Raw genomic sequence first — 18,101 nt, 5'->3', positions numbered from 1 at the left:
TGGCAGTTTCGATTCAGCGAGAGGCGGTGATCAACAGGTCGAACTCTTTGAGCAAGACCTGCAAATAGCGATCCTTGCCCTGGACGTTGCGGGCGGCGAAGACCATTTCGGCCATCTCCTGGATCCCCGATGCGTTGGGCAGCGGCAGATCCTGTTCAAGGATTATCTTCATCCGCGGCAGGAAAATCCATTGCAGCCATTGCTCGAAATCCAGCGTATCCACCGAGAACGGCTCGACGCTGGATAGCGCTTCAGCGGACGGTGCAACATCGTCCCACCAGCCCTGAACGCGCAGTTCACGCTCGATCAACAGCAACTGCTCGGCAATCTTCGGGAAGCGTGCATCCATCACAACGAGACCTTGGCCTTCTGACGAGCCAACGCCGCACCGGCGGAGTCACCCTGCTTCTCACGAGCCTGGGCGATCAATTCCCACAGGCTGGCCTGAAGGGCCGGACGACCATTGGCGAACGTCAGACCACGGCGAGCGAATTGCTCGGCCTGTGCCGCATCGCCTTGGGCCATACGCACCTGGGCCAGGCGATAAAGCACTTGCGGCTCACGCGGCGCGACACGCTGGGCGCGCTCGAGACTGGAGGACGCGCCATTAAGGTCGCCGCTGGCCTGTTGCTGCTGGGCAGTGGTCAACAACGCCAGGACAGGACCGTCCAGTTGCTCATCGGCAGACAGGCCGCCGGAGCTCGCCGAGGGAATTCCGCTTGGCGTCGATGGCATGCTGTAGCTGCCCTGGTTGATCGGTGCCGACTGGACCGGCGAGGTATCAATCGGGCCCGGGGTAATCGGCGAAGTGCTGATCGGGGCCGAGGAAACAGCGCCACCACCCGGCACCATCACCACAACGCCAGTGTCACCTTGCGGGATTGCCTGAGTCTGGCCTTGCACAGGACGTTTTACCGTCGTCTGACGGTAACCGCCATTCGCCTGTATCCGTTCACTGTTCGAAACGGCGCTGCCAGAATCCACAACCGGAATCGAACCACGCTGTACGGTGGAGCAGCCGCTGAGCAAAGCCACGGCGGTCACTGCTGGAATCAACCACTTGTTCACTTGAAACCCTCTTCGCTTAATTCATCCAGCCCTTGACCCAATCCATCACCGATTCGCCGGAAGCAGGGCCTTCGCCACCGCAAGCGGGACCAGGAGGCGGTTCGCTGCCGCGAATATACGGCATCTGCACGGCGCCTGGGCAGCTGCCCTCAGAACCTTGCCCGGTGCGCGAATCGACCCACGCCTGAACGATGTTGTCCGGCTGCGGCATGTCCAGCGGTAGCGGATCGGCCTTGCGCATGAAACTGGTCCAGACCTGCAACGCACCGGTAGCACCGGTGAACGGCGTCTTGCCGTTATCATCGCGCCCCAGCCAGACCACCGCCAGCAGATCCTGACTGAAACCGGCGAACCAGCTGTCCCGCGAATCGTTACTGGTACCGGTTTTGCCGGCCAGAGTCAGGGTTTTCGGCAACACGTTGTAAACCGAACTACCGGTGCCTTCACGCATGACCCGTTGCATGGCGCTCTGGATCAGGTAAATGGACGCCGGATCGAATTGCTGCTGAATCTGGAACGGATAACGCTTGAGCGGCTCGCCCTCGGCCGTCAGCACGCTGCGAATCCCGCGCATCGGCGTATTGAACCCGCCATTGGCCAGTGTCTGGTACATGGTCGCCACTTCGATCGGGGTCATGCCACCGGCACCGAGCAACATCGACGGGAACGCCGGGAACTCGCGACTTACACCCAGGCGCGCCAGGGTCTTCAAGACATTCGGTACGCCCACCGCCAAGCCGAGACGCGCGGTCGACAGGTTGTAGGAATGCGCCAACCCTTGATAAAGGAACACCGTACCGTGGGAACGGCGATCATAGTTCTGCGGTTTCCAGACCTGACCGTCCGCGCCTTTGACCGAGAAATAGTCGTCCGACAGCCAACTGGTCAGCGTGTACTGGCTCGGTTTCTCCAGGGCTGTCAGATAAACCGCCGGTTTGATCAACGAGCCGATCGGTCGTACCGCGTCCAGCGCCCGGTTGAAACCGGCAAAACTTGCCTGACGACTACCGATCATGGCCTGGACTTCGCCAGTTTCCGGATTGGTCACGACCATGGCCGCCTCAACCTCATCGGAACCCTTGCGCCCAGACAGACGCTTGAACGTGTCGTTGACCGACGCTTCGGCTTTCATCTGCAGGATCGGGTCGAAACTGGTGAAGATCCGCAGACCTTCTTCGGTCAAGTCTTCGTCGCGATAGTCTTCGCGCAACTGACGTTTAACCAGGTCGAGGAAGCCCGGGAACGAGCTGTCGGCCAACTTGCCGCGAGTGGTCACACCCAGTGGCATTTTCTTCGCTGCTTCAACCTGTTCGGCGCTGGCAACGCCTTGTTCCCCCAGAACATCGAGCACCAGATTGCGCCGCTCCAGCGCCCGCTCAGGGTTGCGACGCGGGTTGTAATAGGACGGCCCCTTGACCATGCCCACCAACAAAGCGACTTGATGCAGTTTCAGTTCGGACAATGGCTGCCCGAAGAAGAACTGGCTGGCCAGACCGAAACCGTGCACCGCGCGTTGACCATCCTGGCCGACGAACACTTCATTGAGGTAAGCCTCAAGAATTTCGCGCTTGTCGTAATGCAGCTCAAGCAACAACGCCATCATGGCTTCGGTGAGCTTACGGGTCAGGCTGCGTTCGCTGGTGAGGTAGAAGTTCTTGACCAACTGTTGCGTCAGCGTACTGCCGCCCTGGGTCATCTTGCCGCCCGAGGTGTTGACGTAGATGGCTCGGGCAATCGACTTCGGCGACACGCCCCAGTGGCTGTAGAAATCCCGGTCTTCTACGGCAACCAGGGTTTCGAGCAAATACGGCGGCACCTGATCGATCTTGATCAGGATGCGGTCTTCGAGGTTTTTCGGGTAAATCCCGCCGATCAGCAGCGGCTCCAGTCGCACCACAGAAAGCTTCGAACCGTTGGTCGCCGAGAGCTCGGCCACGTAATCGCCGGAGAAGCGCACCCGCACGGGCTGAGCCTGCTCCAGGCCTTCATAGAACTGGAAGCCTCGGGTATTCAAGTCGACGGTATTGCCATTGACCGCTGCCGCGCCGGGGCCGTTGCTGACGGCTTCACGTCGGTAACCCAGGGCATCGAGTTCGGTGAGGAAGTCTTCCTTGCTCAGTTTCTGGCCAGTGAACAGCTCGAGCGGGCGCGCGTACACCTTGGCCGGGATAGTCCAGCGCTTGCCGGAAAACTTCTCCTGAACCACAGCGTCGAGGTAAACCGCGAACCCGGCAAGCACCACAAGGCCGACCAGGCTGAGTTTAAGGGCCCAGCCCAGCCAGGGGCGCAAGCCCTTGGAAGGTGGTTTTTTGGGGGTGCGGGGGGATCGAGTACGAGTCATGGCGGCGGATTATACGCACTTTATTCATACTCAACAGAAGCCCGCTGAGGTTTGCGTCGGGCGGACTTGCGGCCATAATGACGGCCTTGAATTTTCCCCAGACTCTGAAGGATCGCCTGTGAGCCAGTCCCTGATCGCTGCCCTGCAAAACCCGGCCCTCTACCCCCATCCCGTAGACGGGTTCCAGGTCATCGAGACCCATATTTCCTGGGTGCTGCTCACCGGCCCCTACGCTTATAAAGTGAAGAAGCCAGTGAATTTCGGCTTCCTCGACTTCACCAGCCTCGAGGCTCGCGAGCATTTCTGCGCTGAAGAGCTGCGCCTGAACCAGCGTCTGACCCATGATTTGTATCTTGAAGTGTTGCCAATCACTGGCAGCGCCGAGGCGCCACAACTGGGCGGCGATGGCCCGGTTGTCGATTACGCTCTGAAAATGCGTCAGTTCCCACAAAGCCAATTGCTCAGCACCTTGCAAACCAACGGCGAATTGACCACCACGCACATCGACGAGATGGCTGCGCAGATCGCTCAATTCCACCTCAGCGCGCCGAAAGTGCCAGCCGAACACGAAGCCGGCACGCCAGACAGCGTGATGGCGCCGGTACGGCAGAACTTCGAACAGATTCGTCCGTTCCTCAGCGACAAGGCCGATCTGCTGCAACTCGAGGCGCTGCAAGCCTGGACCGAAAGCAGCTTCGAACGCCTCAAGCCGCTGTTCGCCCAGCGCAAGGCCGACGGCTTCATTCGTGAATGCCACGGTGACATTCACTTGGGCAACGCCACCGTGATCGACGGCAACGTGGTGATCTTCGACTGCATCGAGTTCAACGAACCGTTCCGCTTCACCGACGTTTATGCCGACACCGGTTTCCTGGCGATGGACCTGGAAGACCGTGGCCTGAAGTGCCTGGCGCGCCGTTTCATCAGCCAATACCTGGAGCTGACCGGCGACTATCAGGGCCTTGAGCTGCTGAACTTCTATAAAGCCTACCGCGCACTGGTTCGCGCCAAGGTCAGCCTGTTCAGCATGCCCGCCGAGGCCGATCCGGTACAGCGCGCCACTACTCTGCGTCAGTACCGCAACTACGCCAACCTGGCGGAAAGTTACAGCACCATTCCTTCGCGCTTCCTGGCGATTACCCACGGTGTTTCCGCCGTCGGCAAGAGTCACGTGGCCATGCGCCTGGTGGAAGCGCTGGGCGCCATTCGCCTGCGTTCCGATGTCGAGCGCAAGCGTATGTTCGGCGAGCAAACCGTACCGAACGACCCGCAGGCCGGCATCTATAGTGCCGACGCCAGCGCTGCCACCTACAGCCGCCTGCATGAAGTTGCCAGTGTGATTCTGCGTGCCGGTTTCCCGGTAGTGGTCGATGCCACGTACCTCAAGCGCGACCAACGCGACGGCGCGGCAAAAATCGCCGAAGCCACGGGGGCACCATTCCTGATCCTCGACTGCGACGCACCGCAAGCGGTGATCGAGAGCTGGTTGAAGCAACGTCAGGCAGACAATAACGATCCATCCGACGCCAACCTGACCGTTATCGCCGCCCAGCAAGCCAGCCGCGAGGCCCTGACGCCAGCAGAAATTCTGTGCAGCAAACGCGTCCAGACCAATGAAAGTGGCACGCTCGATACCGTCGTTGCGCAGATTCGCCAACGCCTGCCAGGCCTGTAAAAAACTATTTCAACCGTGAAGCCCTCACCGGCTTCACGGCTATCAAATAGTGGCACTATACTGGCGTCATAAAACCATCAGGTGATGCGACATGAGCCAGCCGAAACTTCTCGACACCCCGCTTTATGCCTTGCTGCACAAAGACGACATCACAGGCTTTAACAATGAACGCCCGAAAGATGGGCTTATCGACATGGTCGGTGGCGATTTCCGTGGCCTCGATCTGCGTGAACTGAATGCCGATGGCGTCGACTTCAGCGATGCCTATTTCCGCTCCGCCGACTTGCGTGGTATCGACTTTCGCAACGCCTCTCTGGAAGGCGCGAGCCTGGCCCACGCGCAGATCTCAGGCGCCTACTTCCCGCCCGAGCTGAGTGCCGATGAGATTCTGATGTCGATGAATTTCGGGACGCGACTGCGTTATCGCACCCACTAAAAGCGACGTTCTATCAAGTCCGGCGCCCTTGCTTTGCGCTGGACTCTGTACTTTTTTTACCCTGAAACTCAATCCTCCGCCCGTCTTCTGACTGCACTCGCAGCTCTTTCACGCCGCTTCTTGAGCCCTCTTCTTAGAAGCTTTTGCGTCGAAACCGACCAAACAATCACGCTTTTCCTACTGATGGCTACACTGCTGAGAGGCTCGCCCACGCACCGTTCGGCTGTCGCAAGGAGGCTTGATGAATGATGAACTGCAACACCTGAAAAATCTTGGCAAGACGTCGGCGCAATGGCTGCATGCCGTGGGCATCCACAGTGCCTCGGACTTGCGCCGGCTGGGAGCTGTGGATGCTTATCGGGCCGTGCGCACGCGCGGTTTTCGGGCTTCCAAGGTGTTGTTGTATGCGATTGAAGGCGCACTGATGGATGTTCACTGGAACGACATTCCCGCCGAACGCAAAGAAGCCTTGAACAAACAGCTGGATGCTATCTCGTCACGCCACAAGATTTGAACGGATGTAATTTCGCTTGAGCACATCCTGAAGACTAATGATTGCAGGGCCTTCACCAAGGGAACTGGTGAGATCCACAGAAATTGAAAATCAGCGGTTGACTTGATAATGAGAATCGCTATTATTATCACAACTGGTCGCGAGACTGGTCGATATTCTGAAAGGCCCTTGGTTCGGACTCTCAGATTATCTCCTCATCAGGCTAATCACGGTTATTTGACCCGGCTCTTGCCGGGTCTTTTTTTGCCTGTGGAAAACTCGCCAGGTTTTACTGCCCTGACTGCTTGCCGAACTGTTTACGCATTTGCGCGCAGTAATCCTGCGGTGGCGTGGCGGGCGTATACCAGACGTAATCGGCCATCGCCGGCGTGACCTCGGCCCCCTCCTCTGCCAGCATCAACACCATTAGCGCTTCGGACTCATCCAGATCCAGCACATGGATCGGCACCCCGACATCCTTGCGCGCGTGGTACGCGCCGGCAAACAGCAGTGAAGGCGTCGGTGCGGCCAGGAATCGCCCGGCCATCCGCCGATCACGCTGTTGCTGGACAGCCAGCATCGCGGGCATTTGCGATGTGGGCAGCAAGCCGCAGTGGGAGTCGCTGATTTGTGCCAGCAACGTCTTCTTGACCATCGAGGCGTTGGAGCGCGAACCGCTCAATGTCGGCGGTTTGGCATAGACAGTACGGACTTCAACCGTGTCCAGATTGGCCGCCAGTAACGGGTACGGCTGAGTCAGGGCAAAATCGACGATCGGCCCATACAGGTTCCAGTCCCAACCCGATTGCCAGGCCAATGCAGTGGGCAAGTCAGCGGGTAGCGGTGAAGACTGCCTGACGTGATCAACGCGCGCTTGCTGATCCGGCGTGAGCATTTCCAGCAGCAAACTGCCTTGAGGCCGCTGCTCATTCAGTGCCTGCAATAACCACAATTGCAGTTGATGGTGATCACGATTGTCATGCTGCTCGCCGACGATCAACCGCGAAGGCTTGGCTAACCGCGCAAGCAGTTCCTGCGCTGTCAGGGTTTGACCGCTGCGCAGGTCCCGGATCTCGCCGCCGACGGGTGGCGGCACCACCGGCACATGCTGACAGGCACTCAATAACAGCACAGTCAGTATCACCATCACACGCATGTTCTCACCTCGATGGAATGCTCAGCGGGCGATGATCAGCGGATGCCCACGCTCCGGGTGCGGCTGCACCAATACTTCCAACCCGAACACGGCCTTGAGCGGTTCCGGACGCAGCACCTGCTCCGGCGTATCCAGCGCCACGGGACGCCCACCTTCGAGCAGTAACAGACGATCACAATAGCGTGCCGCCAGGTTCAGATCATGCAGGATCACCAGCACTGCAGCGCCACGATCAGCAAACTCGCGCACTGCTTGCAGAGTAGTGTGTTGATGCAGCGGGTCGAGCATCGACGTCGGTTCATCGAGCAACAACGTTTGCCCCGCCTCCCCCGGCCAGAGTTGCGCCAGCACCCGCGCCAGATGCACCCGCTGACGCTCGCCGCCAGAAAGTGCCAGATAGCTGCGTCCACTCAGATGCCGCGCATCAGCCGCGTGCAGCGCGGCAGCGACGATCTCGTCATCCCGGACCCGGCCGCTTTGATAAGGCAAACGTCCCATGCCGACCACTTCTTCGACGCGAAAGGCAAAGTCCAGGGTCGACACCTGCGGCAACACCGCCAAACGTTGGGCTCGCTGCGCCCCGCCCCAATCACTCAGCTCGCGCTCATCGAGCCAGACACTGCCATGATCTGCATGCAATTCGCCGCACAGGGCGCCGAGCAATGTGCTTTTGCCGGCCCCGTTGGGGCCCAGCACGCCGAGGACTTCGCCCGGTTTGAGTTCGAGCGTGATGTCCCTGAGAACAATCTTTCGACCGCGCCGGATTTGCAGATTCTGCGTTCGCAACATCAGGCACGCCCTCTGAGCAGTAGATACAGAAAGAACGGTGCGCCGATGAAGGCTGTGACGATCCCGATCGGCAACTCGGCCGGCGCCAGGGCCAGCCGCGCCACCAGATCGGCAAACAACAAGAGACTGGCCCCCGCCAATATCGACGCAGGCAACAACACCCTATGATCAGGGCCGGCCAGCAACCGCACCAGATGCGGCACCACCAGGCCGACAAACCCGATCATCCCCGCTGCCGCGACCGCCGCGCCGACGCCCAGCGCCGTGCAGAACACCAGTTCGCGCTTGAGGCTTTCGACATCGATACCCAGGTGACCGGCCTCCGACTCCCCCAGCAACAATGCATTCAAGGCCTTGGCCCGACGAGGCAACCACAGCGCCACACCGGTGCTTACCAGCAGCAACGGCCAAAGTCGCGAATAACTGGCGCCGTTAAGGCTGCCCAGGTTCCAGAACGTCAAGGTGCGCAGAGTTGCGTCATCCGCCAGATAGGTGAATAGCCCTACCGTCGAACCGGCCAGGGCAGTCAATGCAATGCCGGCCAGCAGCATGGTGGCGACATTGGTCTGGCCATTGCGTCGCCCCAATCGATAGACCAGCGCAGTTACACCCAGCCCGCCGAGAAACGCACACACCGACAACAGATAAGGCCCGAAGGATTCAGGCAGACCGCCGAACACCGAGCCGCCGACAATCGCGATGGCGGCGCCCAATGCTGCGCCACTGGAGACTCCCACCAATCCCGGATCGGCCAGAGGGTTGCGAAACAAACCCTGCATCGCCACGCCGGACAACGCCAGCACACCGCCCACTGCCAAGCCCAGCAAGGTTCGCGGCAAGCGAATCTGCCCCAGGATCAGCTCGGCCTGCTCCAGCCCGTCGGGCGCGATGGGTAAGCCAATCAGCCGCAACGCCGCGCGCAAAGTATCGAACAACGGCAGACTCACCGGCCCCAACGCCAGCGACAGCCAGATCGCCAGTAAACACAGCAGGCTCAGGCCAATGAACAACACACGGGGTTTAATCAGAAGGATCATTGGCCGGTCGTACCGGGATAGAACGCACAGAGCGCAGCAACGCGGGTACTCAGGCGCATAAACAGCTTCCTTTAAAAGGTTTTCCCGGGCATCGAGAGGGCAGGCCAAGTATCCTCGGCATCCGGCGCTCGCCCGGTGGGTGAGCAGCCATTTGATAATTGCTTGCATTTGAACGTCAAGCTCGGACCTATCAGGTCACGAGCTGCGAGACTTTGAGGATAGACATGAAGTTTCTTTGCACAGGCGCCGAATTGGCTGACGCCAGCAGTCGCGGTTTCGACGTCGACGGTCAGAAGCTCCTGGCCGTGCGCCGGGGCGGCCGGGTGTATGTGTATGAAAATCGCTGCCCGCACCGGGGCGTCGGGCTGGAATGGAAACCCGACCAGTTTCTCGACCCCAGCAACAGCCTGATCCAGTGCGCCACCCATGGCGCGCTGTTTCTGATCGAAGACGGCGAATGCGTCGCCGGCCCATGCGCCGGGCAATCCCTGACCACCATCCCCTGCCACGAAGACGAGCAAGGAATCTGGGTCACGCTAACCGTTTAACAACACTTCCAGACGCCGATCGACCACCATCTCTTCGTGGGTCAAGTGCACACCATACGCCAGCACTTCGACCCCGCACGCCACCGCTTCGCGTAACGCCGCCGCGTAGGCCGAATCGATTTCTTCCGCAGGACGCACGGAGTCGATGCCGGTCAGGTTCACGCAATACAGCTGCACGGCACGAATTCCGTCCCGGGCCAAATGCGCCAACTCCCGCAAATGCTTGGCCCCGCGCTGGGTCACTGCGTCGGGAAAGGCCGCCACCAACGAGCCATCGAAGCCCAGGGTGACGCTTTTGACTTCCACATATGCAGGCCCGCTCGGGTAGTCGAGACGGAAATCGATGCGACTGCTTTCCTGACCGTAGGCCACTTCGCGCTTCAGTTCGGTAAAGCCGTTCAGCTCGGTGATGACATTGGCCCGCAACGCCTCTTCGATCAAACCGTTGGCGCGCCCGGTGTTTACGCAGAACAGTCGCCCCTGTGGGGTTTCGCCGACTTCCCAGGTGCCGGGCAACTTGCGCTTGGGGTCGTTGGAACGGCTGAACCAGACCTGCCCGCCTTCGACTTGGCAATTAAGCATCGAACCGGTGTTCGGGCAGTGAATGGTCAGCAACTCGCCGCTAACGGTTTCGATATCAGCGAGAAAACGTTTGTAGCGACGAATCAAGCGACCTTCTTCGAGGGGAGGATGAAAACGCATCAGCCTTGCCAGCTCTTCAAGCCACGAGCAATCCGCTCAACCGCTTCCTGCAAGCGTGGAAGACTTTGGGTGTAGGCAAACCGCACGTGATGCCCGGCCTGATAACGCCCGAAGTCCAGACCCGGAGTGATCGCAACGTGCTCGATTTCGAGGAAATGCCGGCAGAACGCGAAGGCATCGCCGCCGAACTTGCTGATATCGGCGTACAAGTAGAACGCGCCTTCCGGCTCCACTGCGATTCCGAAGCCCAATTCCCGCAGGGCGGGCAACAGGAAATCACGACGTCGACCGAACTCGGCTCGGCGTTCCTCGAAAATTTGGATGGTGGCGGGTTCGAAGCAAGCCAATGCGGCGTGCTGGGCCATGCTCGGCGCGCTGATGTAAAGGTTCTGGGCAAGTTTCTCCAGCTCACCGACCGCCGCTTCAGGCGCTACCAGCCAACCGAGGCGCCAACCGGTCATGCCGAAATACTTGGAAAAACTATTGAGGACGAAAGCGCCGTCATCGACTTCCAGCACGCTGGCCGCATCCGTGCCGTAAGTCAGGCCATGATAGATCTCGTCGACCACCAAATGACCGTGACGGGCCTTGATCGCGGCAGAGAGCCCGGCCAACTCGTCGCGGGTCAGGATGGTCCCGGTCGGGTTGGCCGGCGATGCCACCAGGGCACCGACGCTGTCGTGATCCCAGTGACGCGCGACCAGATCCGGGGTCAGCTGATAACGCACGTCCGGACCTACAGGAACAAGCTGCGCCGCGCCTTCCACCAACCGCAGGAAGTGCCGGTTGCACGGGTAACCGGGGTCTGCCAGCAGCCAATGCTTGCCTGGGTCCACCAGCAGAGCGCTGGCCAACAGCAACGCGCCTGAACCGCCGGGCGTGATGAGGATGCGCTGCGGATCGATGCTCAGCCCGTAACGCTGCTGATAAAAGCCCGAAATGGCTTCGCGCAGCTCGGGAATGCCGCGGGCAGCAGTGTAACGGGTCTTCCCCGCTGTCAGCGCGGCCTGGCCGGCCTGGATGATCGGCTCGGCGGTGGTGAAGTCCGGCTCGCCGATTTCCAGGTGAATCACGTCGTGGCCGGCCGCTTGCAGCTCGTTGGCCCGCGCCAGCAGGGCCATGACGTGAAACGGTTCGATAGCGCGACTGCGCGCACTGTAGGACAGAGCCATTAGCCTTCCTTACAACGGGGAAAAGAATCGATTCTACCCAAGCGCAGGAACGAGCGAGAACCTAAAGCGGTCAGAGCCCATATAACGCTGGTCTCAAACGGTTCAAGCGTATGCTCCAGGTTTGACTAAAATCAATAATTGATCAGGTCTCCAGAGCCGCCAGGCAAGGCTTTGCAATCTTTTGCAAGGCCCACGGGCCGCGGGCTCGACATCCGGGAGTAGCGCGGTCCGATTTGATCTGGTAAGTTCGCCCGCTTGCAGCCGCAGGGCCGGCAGGTGTCGGTGATGGAGCAATCCTGCGCAATGGATTACAAGAGTAGAGGCGGTCCATTTCATGCCCACCCAAGCAAAGCAACAGCAGAACCAGTCGATCAGCGGCTTCGAACCCTACAAAGAAGTGAAGGGCGAAGAGTACATGGGCAAGCCCATGCGCGCTCACTTCACCAAGATCCTGAACAAGTGGAAACAGGACTTGATGCAGGAAGTCGACCGTACTGTTGATCACATGAAAGACGAAGCGGCCAACTTCCCGGACCCGGCAGATCGTGCCAGCCAGGAAGAAGAATTCAGCCTCGAATTGCGCGCCCGCGACCGCGAGCGCAAGCTGATCAAGAAAATCGACAAAACCCTGCAATTGATCGAAGACGAAGAATACGGCTGGTGTGAGTCCTGCGGCGTCGAAATCGGCGTCAAGCGGCTGGAAGCCCGCCCTACCGCCGACATGTGCGTTGACTGCAAGACCCTGGCGGAAATCAAGGAAAAGCAAGTCGGCAAGTAATCTTTGCGACTTGAACGAAGAACGGAGCGTGCGAACGCTCCGTTTTTTGTTTCTGAATTTCGCCTCGGCAAAAAACCTGTGGGAGCGAGCCTGCTCGCGAATGCGGTGTGTCAGGCAACACAAATGTTGGATCTGATGGCCCCTTCGCGAGCAGGCTCGCTCCCACAGGGACTCGCGCACGACCAGAGAAAGTAACATTCGTCCATGACTGCCACGACTTCCCCTCTCTACATTGGACGCTTCGCCCCTACGCCCAGTGGCCTCTTGCACTTCGGTTCGTTGGTCGCAGCACTGGCCTCCTACCTCGACGCCCGTTCGGTCGGTGGCCGCTGGCTGGTGCGCATGGAGGATCTCGATCCGCCGCGCGAAGAGCCCGGCGCTCAGAGGGCGATTCTCAAGGCACTGGAAAGCTACGGGTTCGAGTGGGATGGCGACATGGTCCGACAGAGTGAGCGGCACGCGACCTATGACGAAGTCATCAATCGCCTGTTCAATCAGGGCCTGGCCTACGCTTGCACCTGTTCGCGCAAGCAATTGGAGCCGTATCACGGCATCTATCCCGGATTCTGCCGCAACGCGGGGCACGGCACCGAGAACGCGGCGATTCGCCTGCGCGTACCGGAACTGGAATACCACTTCATCGACCGGGTGCAGGGCGAATTCCGTCAACACCTGGGCCGGGAGGTCGGTGATTTCGTGATCCGCCGCCGCGACGGGCTCTATGCCTACCAATTGGCGGTAGTGCTGGACGATGCCTGGCAAGGCATCACCGATATCGTGCGCGGTGCCGATTTGCTGGATTCCACGCCACGCCAGCTCTATCTGCAAGAACTGCTCGGCCTGCCGCAACCGCGCTACCTGCACATCCCGCTGATTACCCAGCCGGACGGCCACAAACTCGGCAAATCCTACCGCTCGCCGCCGCTGACCGAAGATCAGGCCACGCCGCTGTTGCTGCGCGCCTTGCGGGCGCTGGGGCACACACCTGTGACCGAACTGAATGACGCCACGCCACGAGAAGCGCTGAACTGGGGAATTGCCCACTGGGACGCATCGCTGATCCCGCGCACACTGACGCTGCCTGAAGCGCAACTGCAGTGATGCCACTTGCAGTGGCGCGCCCATCCGTTACCATCGCCGCACGTTTTCGGGCACGCGCATAAAAAAGAGAGGCCGGGATGTACATCTATCGCTTGGTCCTGCTCCTGGTAGTGGGGATTTATCTGTTCTCCCCGGCCATCATGGATTGGTGGATCGACGCCACGGGCGCCTGGTATCGCCCTTATTTGCTCTGGCTGATTCTGATTGTCGTGACCTTCATTCTGCAGAGCCAAAAAGATGCCGATGAGCTTTAGCCTGACCCAGATGATCCTGATCAGCGCCGCGTACCTGGCGGTGCTGTTCGGTGTGGCCTGGATCAGCGAACGGGGCATGATTCCCCGGGCGATCATTCGCCACCCGCTGACGTACACCCTGTCGCTGGGTGTTTACGCCAGTGCCTGGGCGTTTTATGGCACGGTGGGTCTGGCCTATCAGTACGGCTATGGTTTTCTGTCCAGCTACCTCGGGGTTTCCGGGGCCTTTCTGCTGGCGCCGGTGCTCTTGTATCCAATCCTGAAAATCACCCGCACTTATCAGCTCTCGTCCCTGGCCGACTTGTTTGCGTTTCGTTTCCGCAGCACCTGGGCCGGCGCGCTGACGACGATCTTCATGCTGATCGGCGTACTGCCATTACTGGCGTTGCAAATTCAGGCGGTGGCTGATTCCATCGGCATTCTCACCCGCGAACCGGTCCAGCATCGTGTGGCCCTGAGCTTCTGCGCACTGATTACGTTGTTCACGATTTTCTTCGGCTCACGCCACATCGCTACCCGCGAGAAACATGAAGGCTTGGTGTTCGCAATTGCCTTCGAGTCGGTGATCAAACTGATCGCGATTGGCGGCGTCGGTCTGTATGCGCTGTATGGCGTGTTCGACGGCCCGCAGCAGCTGGAACTGTGGCTGCTGCAAAACCAGACCGCCCTCGCCGCCCTGCACACGCCATTGCAGGAAGGCCCGTGGCGCACGCTGCTGCTGGTGTTCTTCGCCTCGGCGATTGTAATGCCGCACATGTACCACATGACCTTTACCGAAAACCTCAACCCGCGCTCGCTGGTCAGTGCGAGCTGGGGTTTACCGCTGTTTTTGCTGTTGATGAGCCTCGCGGTGCCGCTGATTCTCTGGGCCGGGCTGAAACTCGGCGCCACGACCAATCCGGAATACTTCACCCTGGGCATCGGCATCGCCGCCAACAGCAAAGCTCTGACGCTACTGGCGTATGTCGGCGGATTGTCGGCGGCCAGTGGCCTGATTATCGTCACCACGCTGGCGCTGTCCGGGATGGCGCTGAACCATCTGGTGCTGCCGCTCTATCAGCCGCCGGCCGAAGGCAATATCTACCGTTGGCTGAAATGGACCCGCCGGGCGCTGATCGTCGCGATCATCATGGCCGGTTACGGTTTCTACCTGATGCTGGGTGCCGAGCAGGATCTGGCCAACCTCGGTATCGTCGCCTTCGTCGCCACGTTGCAGTTCCTGCCGGGAGTATTGTCGGTGCTGTACTGGCCGACCGCCAACCGTCGCGGCTTCATCGCAGGCCTACTGGCAGGGATTCTGGTATGGCTGGTGACCATGCTGCTGCCGCTGGTCGGCAACCTGCAAGGCTTCTACATTCCGCTGTTGAACATGATTTACGTGCTGGACGACACAAGTTGGCACATGGCAGCAATCGCCTCGCTGGCCGCCAACGTGCTGATGTTCACCCTGATCTCGTTGTTCACCAACGCCAGCCCCGAAGAGGCCAGCGCCGCCGAAGCCTGCGCGGTGGACAACGTTCGTCGCCCGCAACGCCGCGAACTGCATGCCGCCTCGCCCCAGGAATTCGCCACGCAACTGGCCAAACCGCTGGGCGCCAAGGCCGCGCAGAAAGAGGTCGAACAGGCGCTGCGTGACCTCTATCTACCGTTCGATGAACGCCGGCCATACGCCTTGCGCCGTCTGCGTGATCGTATCGAAGCCAACCTTTCCGGCCTGATGGGGCCGAGCGTGGCGCAGGACATGGTCGAAACCTTTCTGCCCTACAAGGCTGGCGGCGAAAACTACGTCACCGAAGACATCCACTTCATCGAAAGCCGTCTTGAGGATTACCACTCGCGCCTCACCGGCCTTGCCGCCGAGCTCGATGCCCTGCGCCGCTACCACCGCCAGACCTTGCAGGAATTGCCGATGGGCGTGTGCTCGCTGGCCAAGGATCAGGAAATCCTCATGTGGAACAAAGCCATGGAGGAACTGACCGGAATCGCCGCGCAGCGTGTGGTTGGTTCGCGCTTGAGTACCATTGCCGATCCGTGGAAAGAGCTACTGCAAGGCTTCATCAATCTGCCGGACGAGCATTTGCACAAACAGCATCTGGCCCTCGACGGTCAGACGCGCTGGCTGAACCTGCACAAAGCGGCGATCGATGAACCGTTGGCGCCAGGTAACAGCGGCTTGGTGCTGCTGGTGGAAGATTTGACCGAAACCCAGATGCTCGAAGACAAACTGGTGCACTCCGAGCGCCTGGCCAGCATCGGTCGACTGGCAGCCGGCGTGGCTCATGAAATCGGCAACCCGATCACCGGCATTGCCTGTCTCGCGCAAAACTTGCGCGAAGAGCGTGAGGAAGATGCCGAACTCACGGAGATCAGTGGGCAGATTCTCGAGCAGACCAAACGCGTATCACGCATTGTTCAGTCGCTGATGAGCTTCGCCCACGCCGGCAGTCATCAGCACAGCGACGAGCCCGTCTGTCTGGCGGAAGTGGCCCAGGATGCCATCGGCCTGCTGGCCCTGAACCGGCGCAATTTCGAAGTACAGTTCTACAACCTGTGCGACCCCGATCACTGGGTAGAAGGCGATCCACAGCGTCTGGCCCAGGTATTGATCAATCTGCTCTCAAACGCACGCGATGCCTCGCCTCCAGGTAGTGCGGTGCGAGTCAAGAGCGAAGCCGGCGAACACACGGTCGATCTGATCGTCGAAGACGAAGGCAGCGGTATTCCCTCGAACATCATGGACCGATTGTTCGAACCTTTCTTCACCACCAAAGACCCTGGCGAAGGCACCGGTCTGGGCCTTGCACTGGTCTATTCCATCGTTGAAGAGCATTATGGACAAATCACCATCGACAGCCCGGCTGATGTTCAAAGCCAACGCGGCACCCGTATCCGGGTAACTTTGCCGCGTCATGTCGAAGCGACGTCCGCTGTGAACTGAGACCGTCGAGAGTATCGAATCAATGCCGCACATTTTGATCGTCGAAGACGAAACAATTATCCGCTCCGCCTTGCGCCGTCTGCTGGAACGTAACCAGTACCAGGTCAGCGAAGCCGGATCCGTGCAGGAAGCACAAGAGCGTTTCAGCATCCCCACATTTGACTTGATCGTCAGCGACCTGCGTTTGCCGGGCGCTCCCGGCACCGAGTTGATCAAACTTGGCCAGGGCACTCCGGTGCTGATCATGACCAGCTACGCCAGTCTGCGTTCGGCCGTCGACTCAATGAAGATGGGCGCGGTGGATTACATCGCCAAGCCTTTCGATCACGACGAGATGCTCCAGGCCGTCGCGCGAATCCTGCGTGACCGGCAATCGGCGCAAGCCAGCGGTGAACCGGTCGTCGGCAAAACGACCAATGGCGCCGCGAAAAACGGTGTCGACAACAGCAACGGCGAAATCGGCATTATTGGCTCCTGCCCACCGATGCAGGACCTGTACAGCAAGATCCGTAAAGTCGCGCCGACCGATTCCAACGTCCTGATCCAGGGTGAATCCGGTACCGGTAAAGAACTGGTAGCACGCGCCCTGCATAACCTGTCCAAACGCGCCAAGGCGCCGATGATCTCGGTGAACTGCGCGGCCATTCCGGAGAGCCTGATCGAGTCCGAACTGTTCGGCCACGAAAAAGGCGCGTTTACCGGCGCCAGTGCCGGGCGTGCCGGGTTGGTGGAAGCGGCGGATGGCGGCACCTTGTTCCTCGATGAAATCGGCGAACTGCCACTGGAAGCCCAGGCCCGCCTGCTGCGTGTGTTGCAGGAAGGGGAAATCCGCCGGGTCGGTTCGGTACAGTCGCAGAAGGTTGATGTACGCCTGATCGCCGCGACCCACCGGGACCTCAAGAGCCTGGCGAAGATTGGCCAGTTCCGTGAAGACTTGTATTACCGTCTTCACGTGATCGCCTTGAAGCTGCCGGCCCTGCGCGAGCGCGGGGCGGACGTCAATGAAATTGCCACTGCATTCCTCGCGCGGCAGAGCGCACGAGTCAACCGTACCGATCTGAAATTCGCCCTGGATGCCGAGCAGGCGATTCGGCATTACTCCTGGCCGGGTAACGTTCGCGAACTGGAAAACGCAGTTGAGCGCGCGGTGATCCTGTGCGAAAGCCCGGAGATTTCCGCAGAGCTGCTGGGCATCGACATCGAACTGAGCGATCTGGATGACGACGACTTCATTGGCCTGGCGCCCCAGCAGGGCAATGGCGCCGGTAACACCAGCCACGAACCGACCGAAGATTTGTCCCTGGAAGACTACTTCCAGCATTTCGTTCTCGAGCATCAGGACCACATGACCGAAACAGAACTGGCCCGCAAACTCGGGGTCAGTCGCAAATGCCTGTGGGAACGCCGTCAGCGCCTGGGCATTCCGCGGCGCAAGACCGGGGTGGCCAGCGAGAGCTGAACCGCACCTGTCGGATGCGCGGGTAACACATGACATTGTGAAAAAACTGTTACCTCAGCTTTTTCGCGTAACAGAAGCCGGGGCTTACGGTAACGAAGCCCCGGTTTTTTTGGGCCTCGAAAAACACCATTAGCCTGCCTAACCCCTTGTTTTA

The 18,101-nt window shown here is 59.9% G+C and carries 17 protein-coding genes; 9 read left to right on the top strand and 8 right to left on the bottom strand.

Features of this window, described 5'->3' with window-relative positions:
• Positions 1–13: 13 nt before the first annotated feature.
• The 3 genes from AB4O41_RS21430 to mrcB are packed head-to-tail and all read right to left on the bottom strand — an operon-like array spanning position 14 to position 3,409.
• Complete coding sequence (locus AB4O41_RS21430) at positions 14–349, bottom strand: YqcC family protein (RefSeq protein ID WP_460144620.1); 336 nt, start codon at positions 347–349, stop codon at positions 14–16.
• Complete coding sequence (locus AB4O41_RS21425) at positions 349–1,068, bottom strand: tetratricopeptide repeat protein (protein ID WP_460144618.1); 720 nt, start codon at positions 1,066–1,068, stop codon at positions 349–351. The genes AB4O41_RS21430 and AB4O41_RS21425 overlap by 1 nt, the downstream gene beginning before the upstream one ends.
• 16 nt (positions 1,069–1,084) lie before the next feature.
• On the bottom strand, positions 1,085–3,409 hold the full coding sequence (gene mrcB / locus AB4O41_RS21420; protein ID WP_460144617.1) for a penicillin-binding protein 1B: 2,325 nt from the start codon (positions 3,407–3,409) through the stop codon (positions 1,085–1,087).
• Between the two features lie 118 nt (positions 3,410–3,527).
• Here mrcB and AB4O41_RS21415 point away from each other — a divergent pair, with 118 nt between their 5' ends.
• The 3 genes from AB4O41_RS21415 (at position 3,528) to AB4O41_RS21405 (ending at position 6,034) form a co-directional block, all read left to right on the top strand.
• Complete coding sequence (locus AB4O41_RS21415; RefSeq protein WP_460144616.1) at positions 3,528–5,084, top strand: bifunctional aminoglycoside phosphotransferase/ATP-binding protein; 1,557 nt, start codon at positions 3,528–3,530, stop codon at positions 5,082–5,084.
• Positions 5,085–5,175: 91 nt separating this feature from the next.
• The gene (locus AB4O41_RS21410) at positions 5,176–5,520 is read left to right on the top strand and encodes a pentapeptide repeat-containing protein (RefSeq protein ID WP_460144614.1); all 345 of its coding nucleotides are present in this window, start codon (positions 5,176–5,178) and stop codon (positions 5,518–5,520) included.
• A 241-nt stretch (positions 5,521–5,761) separates the two neighbouring features.
• A complete protein-coding gene (locus AB4O41_RS21405) occupies positions 5,762–6,034 on the top strand; it encodes a TfoX/Sxy family protein (RefSeq protein ID WP_007902045.1) in 273 nt (90 codons plus the stop codon).
• A gap of 268 nt (positions 6,035–6,302) precedes the next feature.
• Here AB4O41_RS21405 and AB4O41_RS21400 read toward each other — a convergent pair whose 3' ends face one another.
• The 3 genes from AB4O41_RS21400 to AB4O41_RS21390 are packed head-to-tail and all read right to left on the bottom strand — an operon-like array spanning position 6,303 to position 8,995.
• The gene (locus AB4O41_RS21400) at positions 6,303–7,169 is read right to left on the bottom strand and encodes a ChaN family lipoprotein (RefSeq protein ID WP_460144612.1); all 867 of its coding nucleotides are present in this window, start codon (positions 7,167–7,169) and stop codon (positions 6,303–6,305) included.
• Positions 7,170–7,190: 21 nt separating this feature from the next.
• A complete protein-coding gene (locus tag AB4O41_RS21395; protein WP_460144610.1) occupies positions 7,191–7,958 on the bottom strand; it encodes a heme ABC transporter ATP-binding protein in 768 nt (255 codons plus the stop codon).
• Entirely contained in the window at positions 7,958–8,995 is a 1,038-nt protein-coding gene (locus tag AB4O41_RS21390; protein WP_460144608.1) for a FecCD family ABC transporter permease, read from the bottom strand. Before AB4O41_RS21390 ends, AB4O41_RS21395 begins: the two co-directional genes overlap by 1 nt.
• Positions 8,996–9,219: 224 nt before the next feature.
• Here AB4O41_RS21390 and AB4O41_RS21385 point away from each other — a divergent pair, with 224 nt between their 5' ends.
• Positions 9,220–9,543 (top strand): Rieske (2Fe-2S) protein, encoded by a 324-nt coding sequence (locus tag AB4O41_RS21385; protein WP_460144607.1) that lies wholly within the window; start codon positions 9,220–9,222, stop codon positions 9,541–9,543.
• On the opposite strand, the gene sfsA is transcribed toward AB4O41_RS21385, so the two are convergent.
• Both sfsA and AB4O41_RS21375 read right to left on the bottom strand, forming a co-directional pair.
• A complete protein-coding gene (gene sfsA, locus AB4O41_RS21380; protein ID WP_008068517.1) occupies positions 9,532–10,245 on the bottom strand; it encodes a DNA/RNA nuclease SfsA in 714 nt (237 codons plus the stop codon). The genes AB4O41_RS21385 and sfsA overlap by 12 nt on opposite strands.
• On the bottom strand, positions 10,245–11,417 hold the full coding sequence (locus AB4O41_RS21375; RefSeq protein ID WP_460144605.1) for a pyridoxal phosphate-dependent aminotransferase: 1,173 nt from the start codon (positions 11,415–11,417) through the stop codon (positions 10,245–10,247). Before AB4O41_RS21375 ends, sfsA begins: the two co-directional genes overlap by 1 nt.
• A gap of 334 nt (positions 11,418–11,751) precedes the next feature.
• On the opposite strand from AB4O41_RS21375, the gene dksA reads away from it, so the two are divergent.
• The 5 genes from dksA to AB4O41_RS21350 all read left to right on the top strand — a co-directional run bounded on the left by dksA (position 11,752) and on the right by AB4O41_RS21350 (position 17,947).
• Positions 11,752–12,195 (top strand): RNA polymerase-binding protein DksA, encoded by a 444-nt coding sequence (dksA, locus tag AB4O41_RS21370; protein WP_030130357.1) that lies wholly within the window; start codon positions 11,752–11,754, stop codon positions 12,193–12,195.
• Positions 12,196–12,399: 204 nt separating this feature from the next.
• Positions 12,400–13,296, top strand: a complete 897-nt coding sequence (gene gluQRS / locus AB4O41_RS21365) for a tRNA glutamyl-Q(34) synthetase GluQRS (RefSeq protein WP_460144603.1) — start codon at positions 12,400–12,402, stop codon at positions 13,294–13,296.
• A gap of 77 nt (positions 13,297–13,373) precedes the next feature.
• On the top strand, positions 13,374–13,550 hold the full coding sequence (locus tag AB4O41_RS21360) for a hypothetical protein (RefSeq protein ID WP_003176118.1): 177 nt from the start codon (positions 13,374–13,376) through the stop codon (positions 13,548–13,550).
• Positions 13,534–16,488: a sensor histidine kinase gene (locus AB4O41_RS21355; protein ID WP_460144601.1), complete on the top strand. Its 2,955-nt coding sequence runs from the start codon at positions 13,534–13,536 to the stop codon at positions 16,486–16,488. The genes AB4O41_RS21360 and AB4O41_RS21355 overlap by 17 nt, the downstream gene beginning before the upstream one ends.
• Positions 16,489–16,510: 22 nt before the next feature.
• The gene (locus AB4O41_RS21350) at positions 16,511–17,947 is read left to right on the top strand and encodes a sigma-54-dependent transcriptional regulator (RefSeq protein WP_201062741.1); all 1,437 of its coding nucleotides are present in this window, start codon (positions 16,511–16,513) and stop codon (positions 17,945–17,947) included.
• Positions 17,948–18,101 lie beyond the last annotated feature (154 nt).

It is taken from the genome of Pseudomonas sp. S2_A02, assembly GCF_054668495.1.
This window is presented reverse-complemented; position numbering and strand designations above follow the sequence as displayed.

What these genes read in the sequence shown, in the direction of transcription:
- AB4O41_RS21430 (WP_460144620.1), bottom strand. Translation starts at nt 349, where the DNA reads ATGGATGCACGCTTCCCGAAGATTGCCGAGCAGTTGCTGTTGATCGAG.
- mrcB (WP_460144617.1), bottom strand. Translation starts at nt 3,409, where the DNA reads ATGACTCGTACTCGATCCCCCCGCACCCCCAAAAAACCACCTTCCAAG.
- AB4O41_RS21410 (WP_460144614.1), top strand. Translation starts at nt 5,176, where the DNA reads ATGAGCCAGCCGAAACTTCTCGACACCCCGCTTTATGCCTTGCTGCAC.
- AB4O41_RS21405 (WP_007902045.1), top strand. Translation starts at nt 5,762, where the DNA reads ATGAATGATGAACTGCAACACCTGAAAAATCTTGGCAAGACGTCGGCG.
- AB4O41_RS21400 (WP_460144612.1), bottom strand. Translation starts at nt 7,169, where the DNA reads ATGCGTGTGATGGTGATACTGACTGTGCTGTTATTGAGTGCCTGTCAG.
- AB4O41_RS21395 (WP_460144610.1), bottom strand. Translation starts at nt 7,958, where the DNA reads ATGTTGCGAACGCAGAATCTGCAAATCCGGCGCGGTCGAAAGATTGTT.
- AB4O41_RS21390 (WP_460144608.1), bottom strand. Translation starts at nt 8,995, where the DNA reads ATGATCCTTCTGATTAAACCCCGTGTGTTGTTCATTGGCCTGAGCCTG.
- AB4O41_RS21385 (WP_460144607.1), top strand. Translation starts at nt 9,220, where the DNA reads ATGAAGTTTCTTTGCACAGGCGCCGAATTGGCTGACGCCAGCAGTCGC.
- sfsA (WP_008068517.1), bottom strand. Translation starts at nt 10,245, where the DNA reads ATGCGTTTTCATCCTCCCCTCGAAGAAGGTCGCTTGATTCGTCGCTAC.
- AB4O41_RS21375 (WP_460144605.1), bottom strand. Translation starts at nt 11,417, where the DNA reads ATGGCTCTGTCCTACAGTGCGCGCAGTCGCGCTATCGAACCGTTTCAC.
- dksA (WP_030130357.1), top strand. Translation starts at nt 11,752, where the DNA reads ATGCCCACCCAAGCAAAGCAACAGCAGAACCAGTCGATCAGCGGCTTC.
- gluQRS (WP_460144603.1), top strand. Translation starts at nt 12,400, where the DNA reads ATGACTGCCACGACTTCCCCTCTCTACATTGGACGCTTCGCCCCTACG.
- AB4O41_RS21360 (WP_003176118.1), top strand. Translation starts at nt 13,374, where the DNA reads ATGTACATCTATCGCTTGGTCCTGCTCCTGGTAGTGGGGATTTATCTG.
- AB4O41_RS21355 (WP_460144601.1), top strand. Translation starts at nt 13,534, where the DNA reads ATGCCGATGAGCTTTAGCCTGACCCAGATGATCCTGATCAGCGCCGCG.
- AB4O41_RS21350 (WP_201062741.1), top strand. Translation starts at nt 16,511, where the DNA reads ATGCCGCACATTTTGATCGTCGAAGACGAAACAATTATCCGCTCCGCC.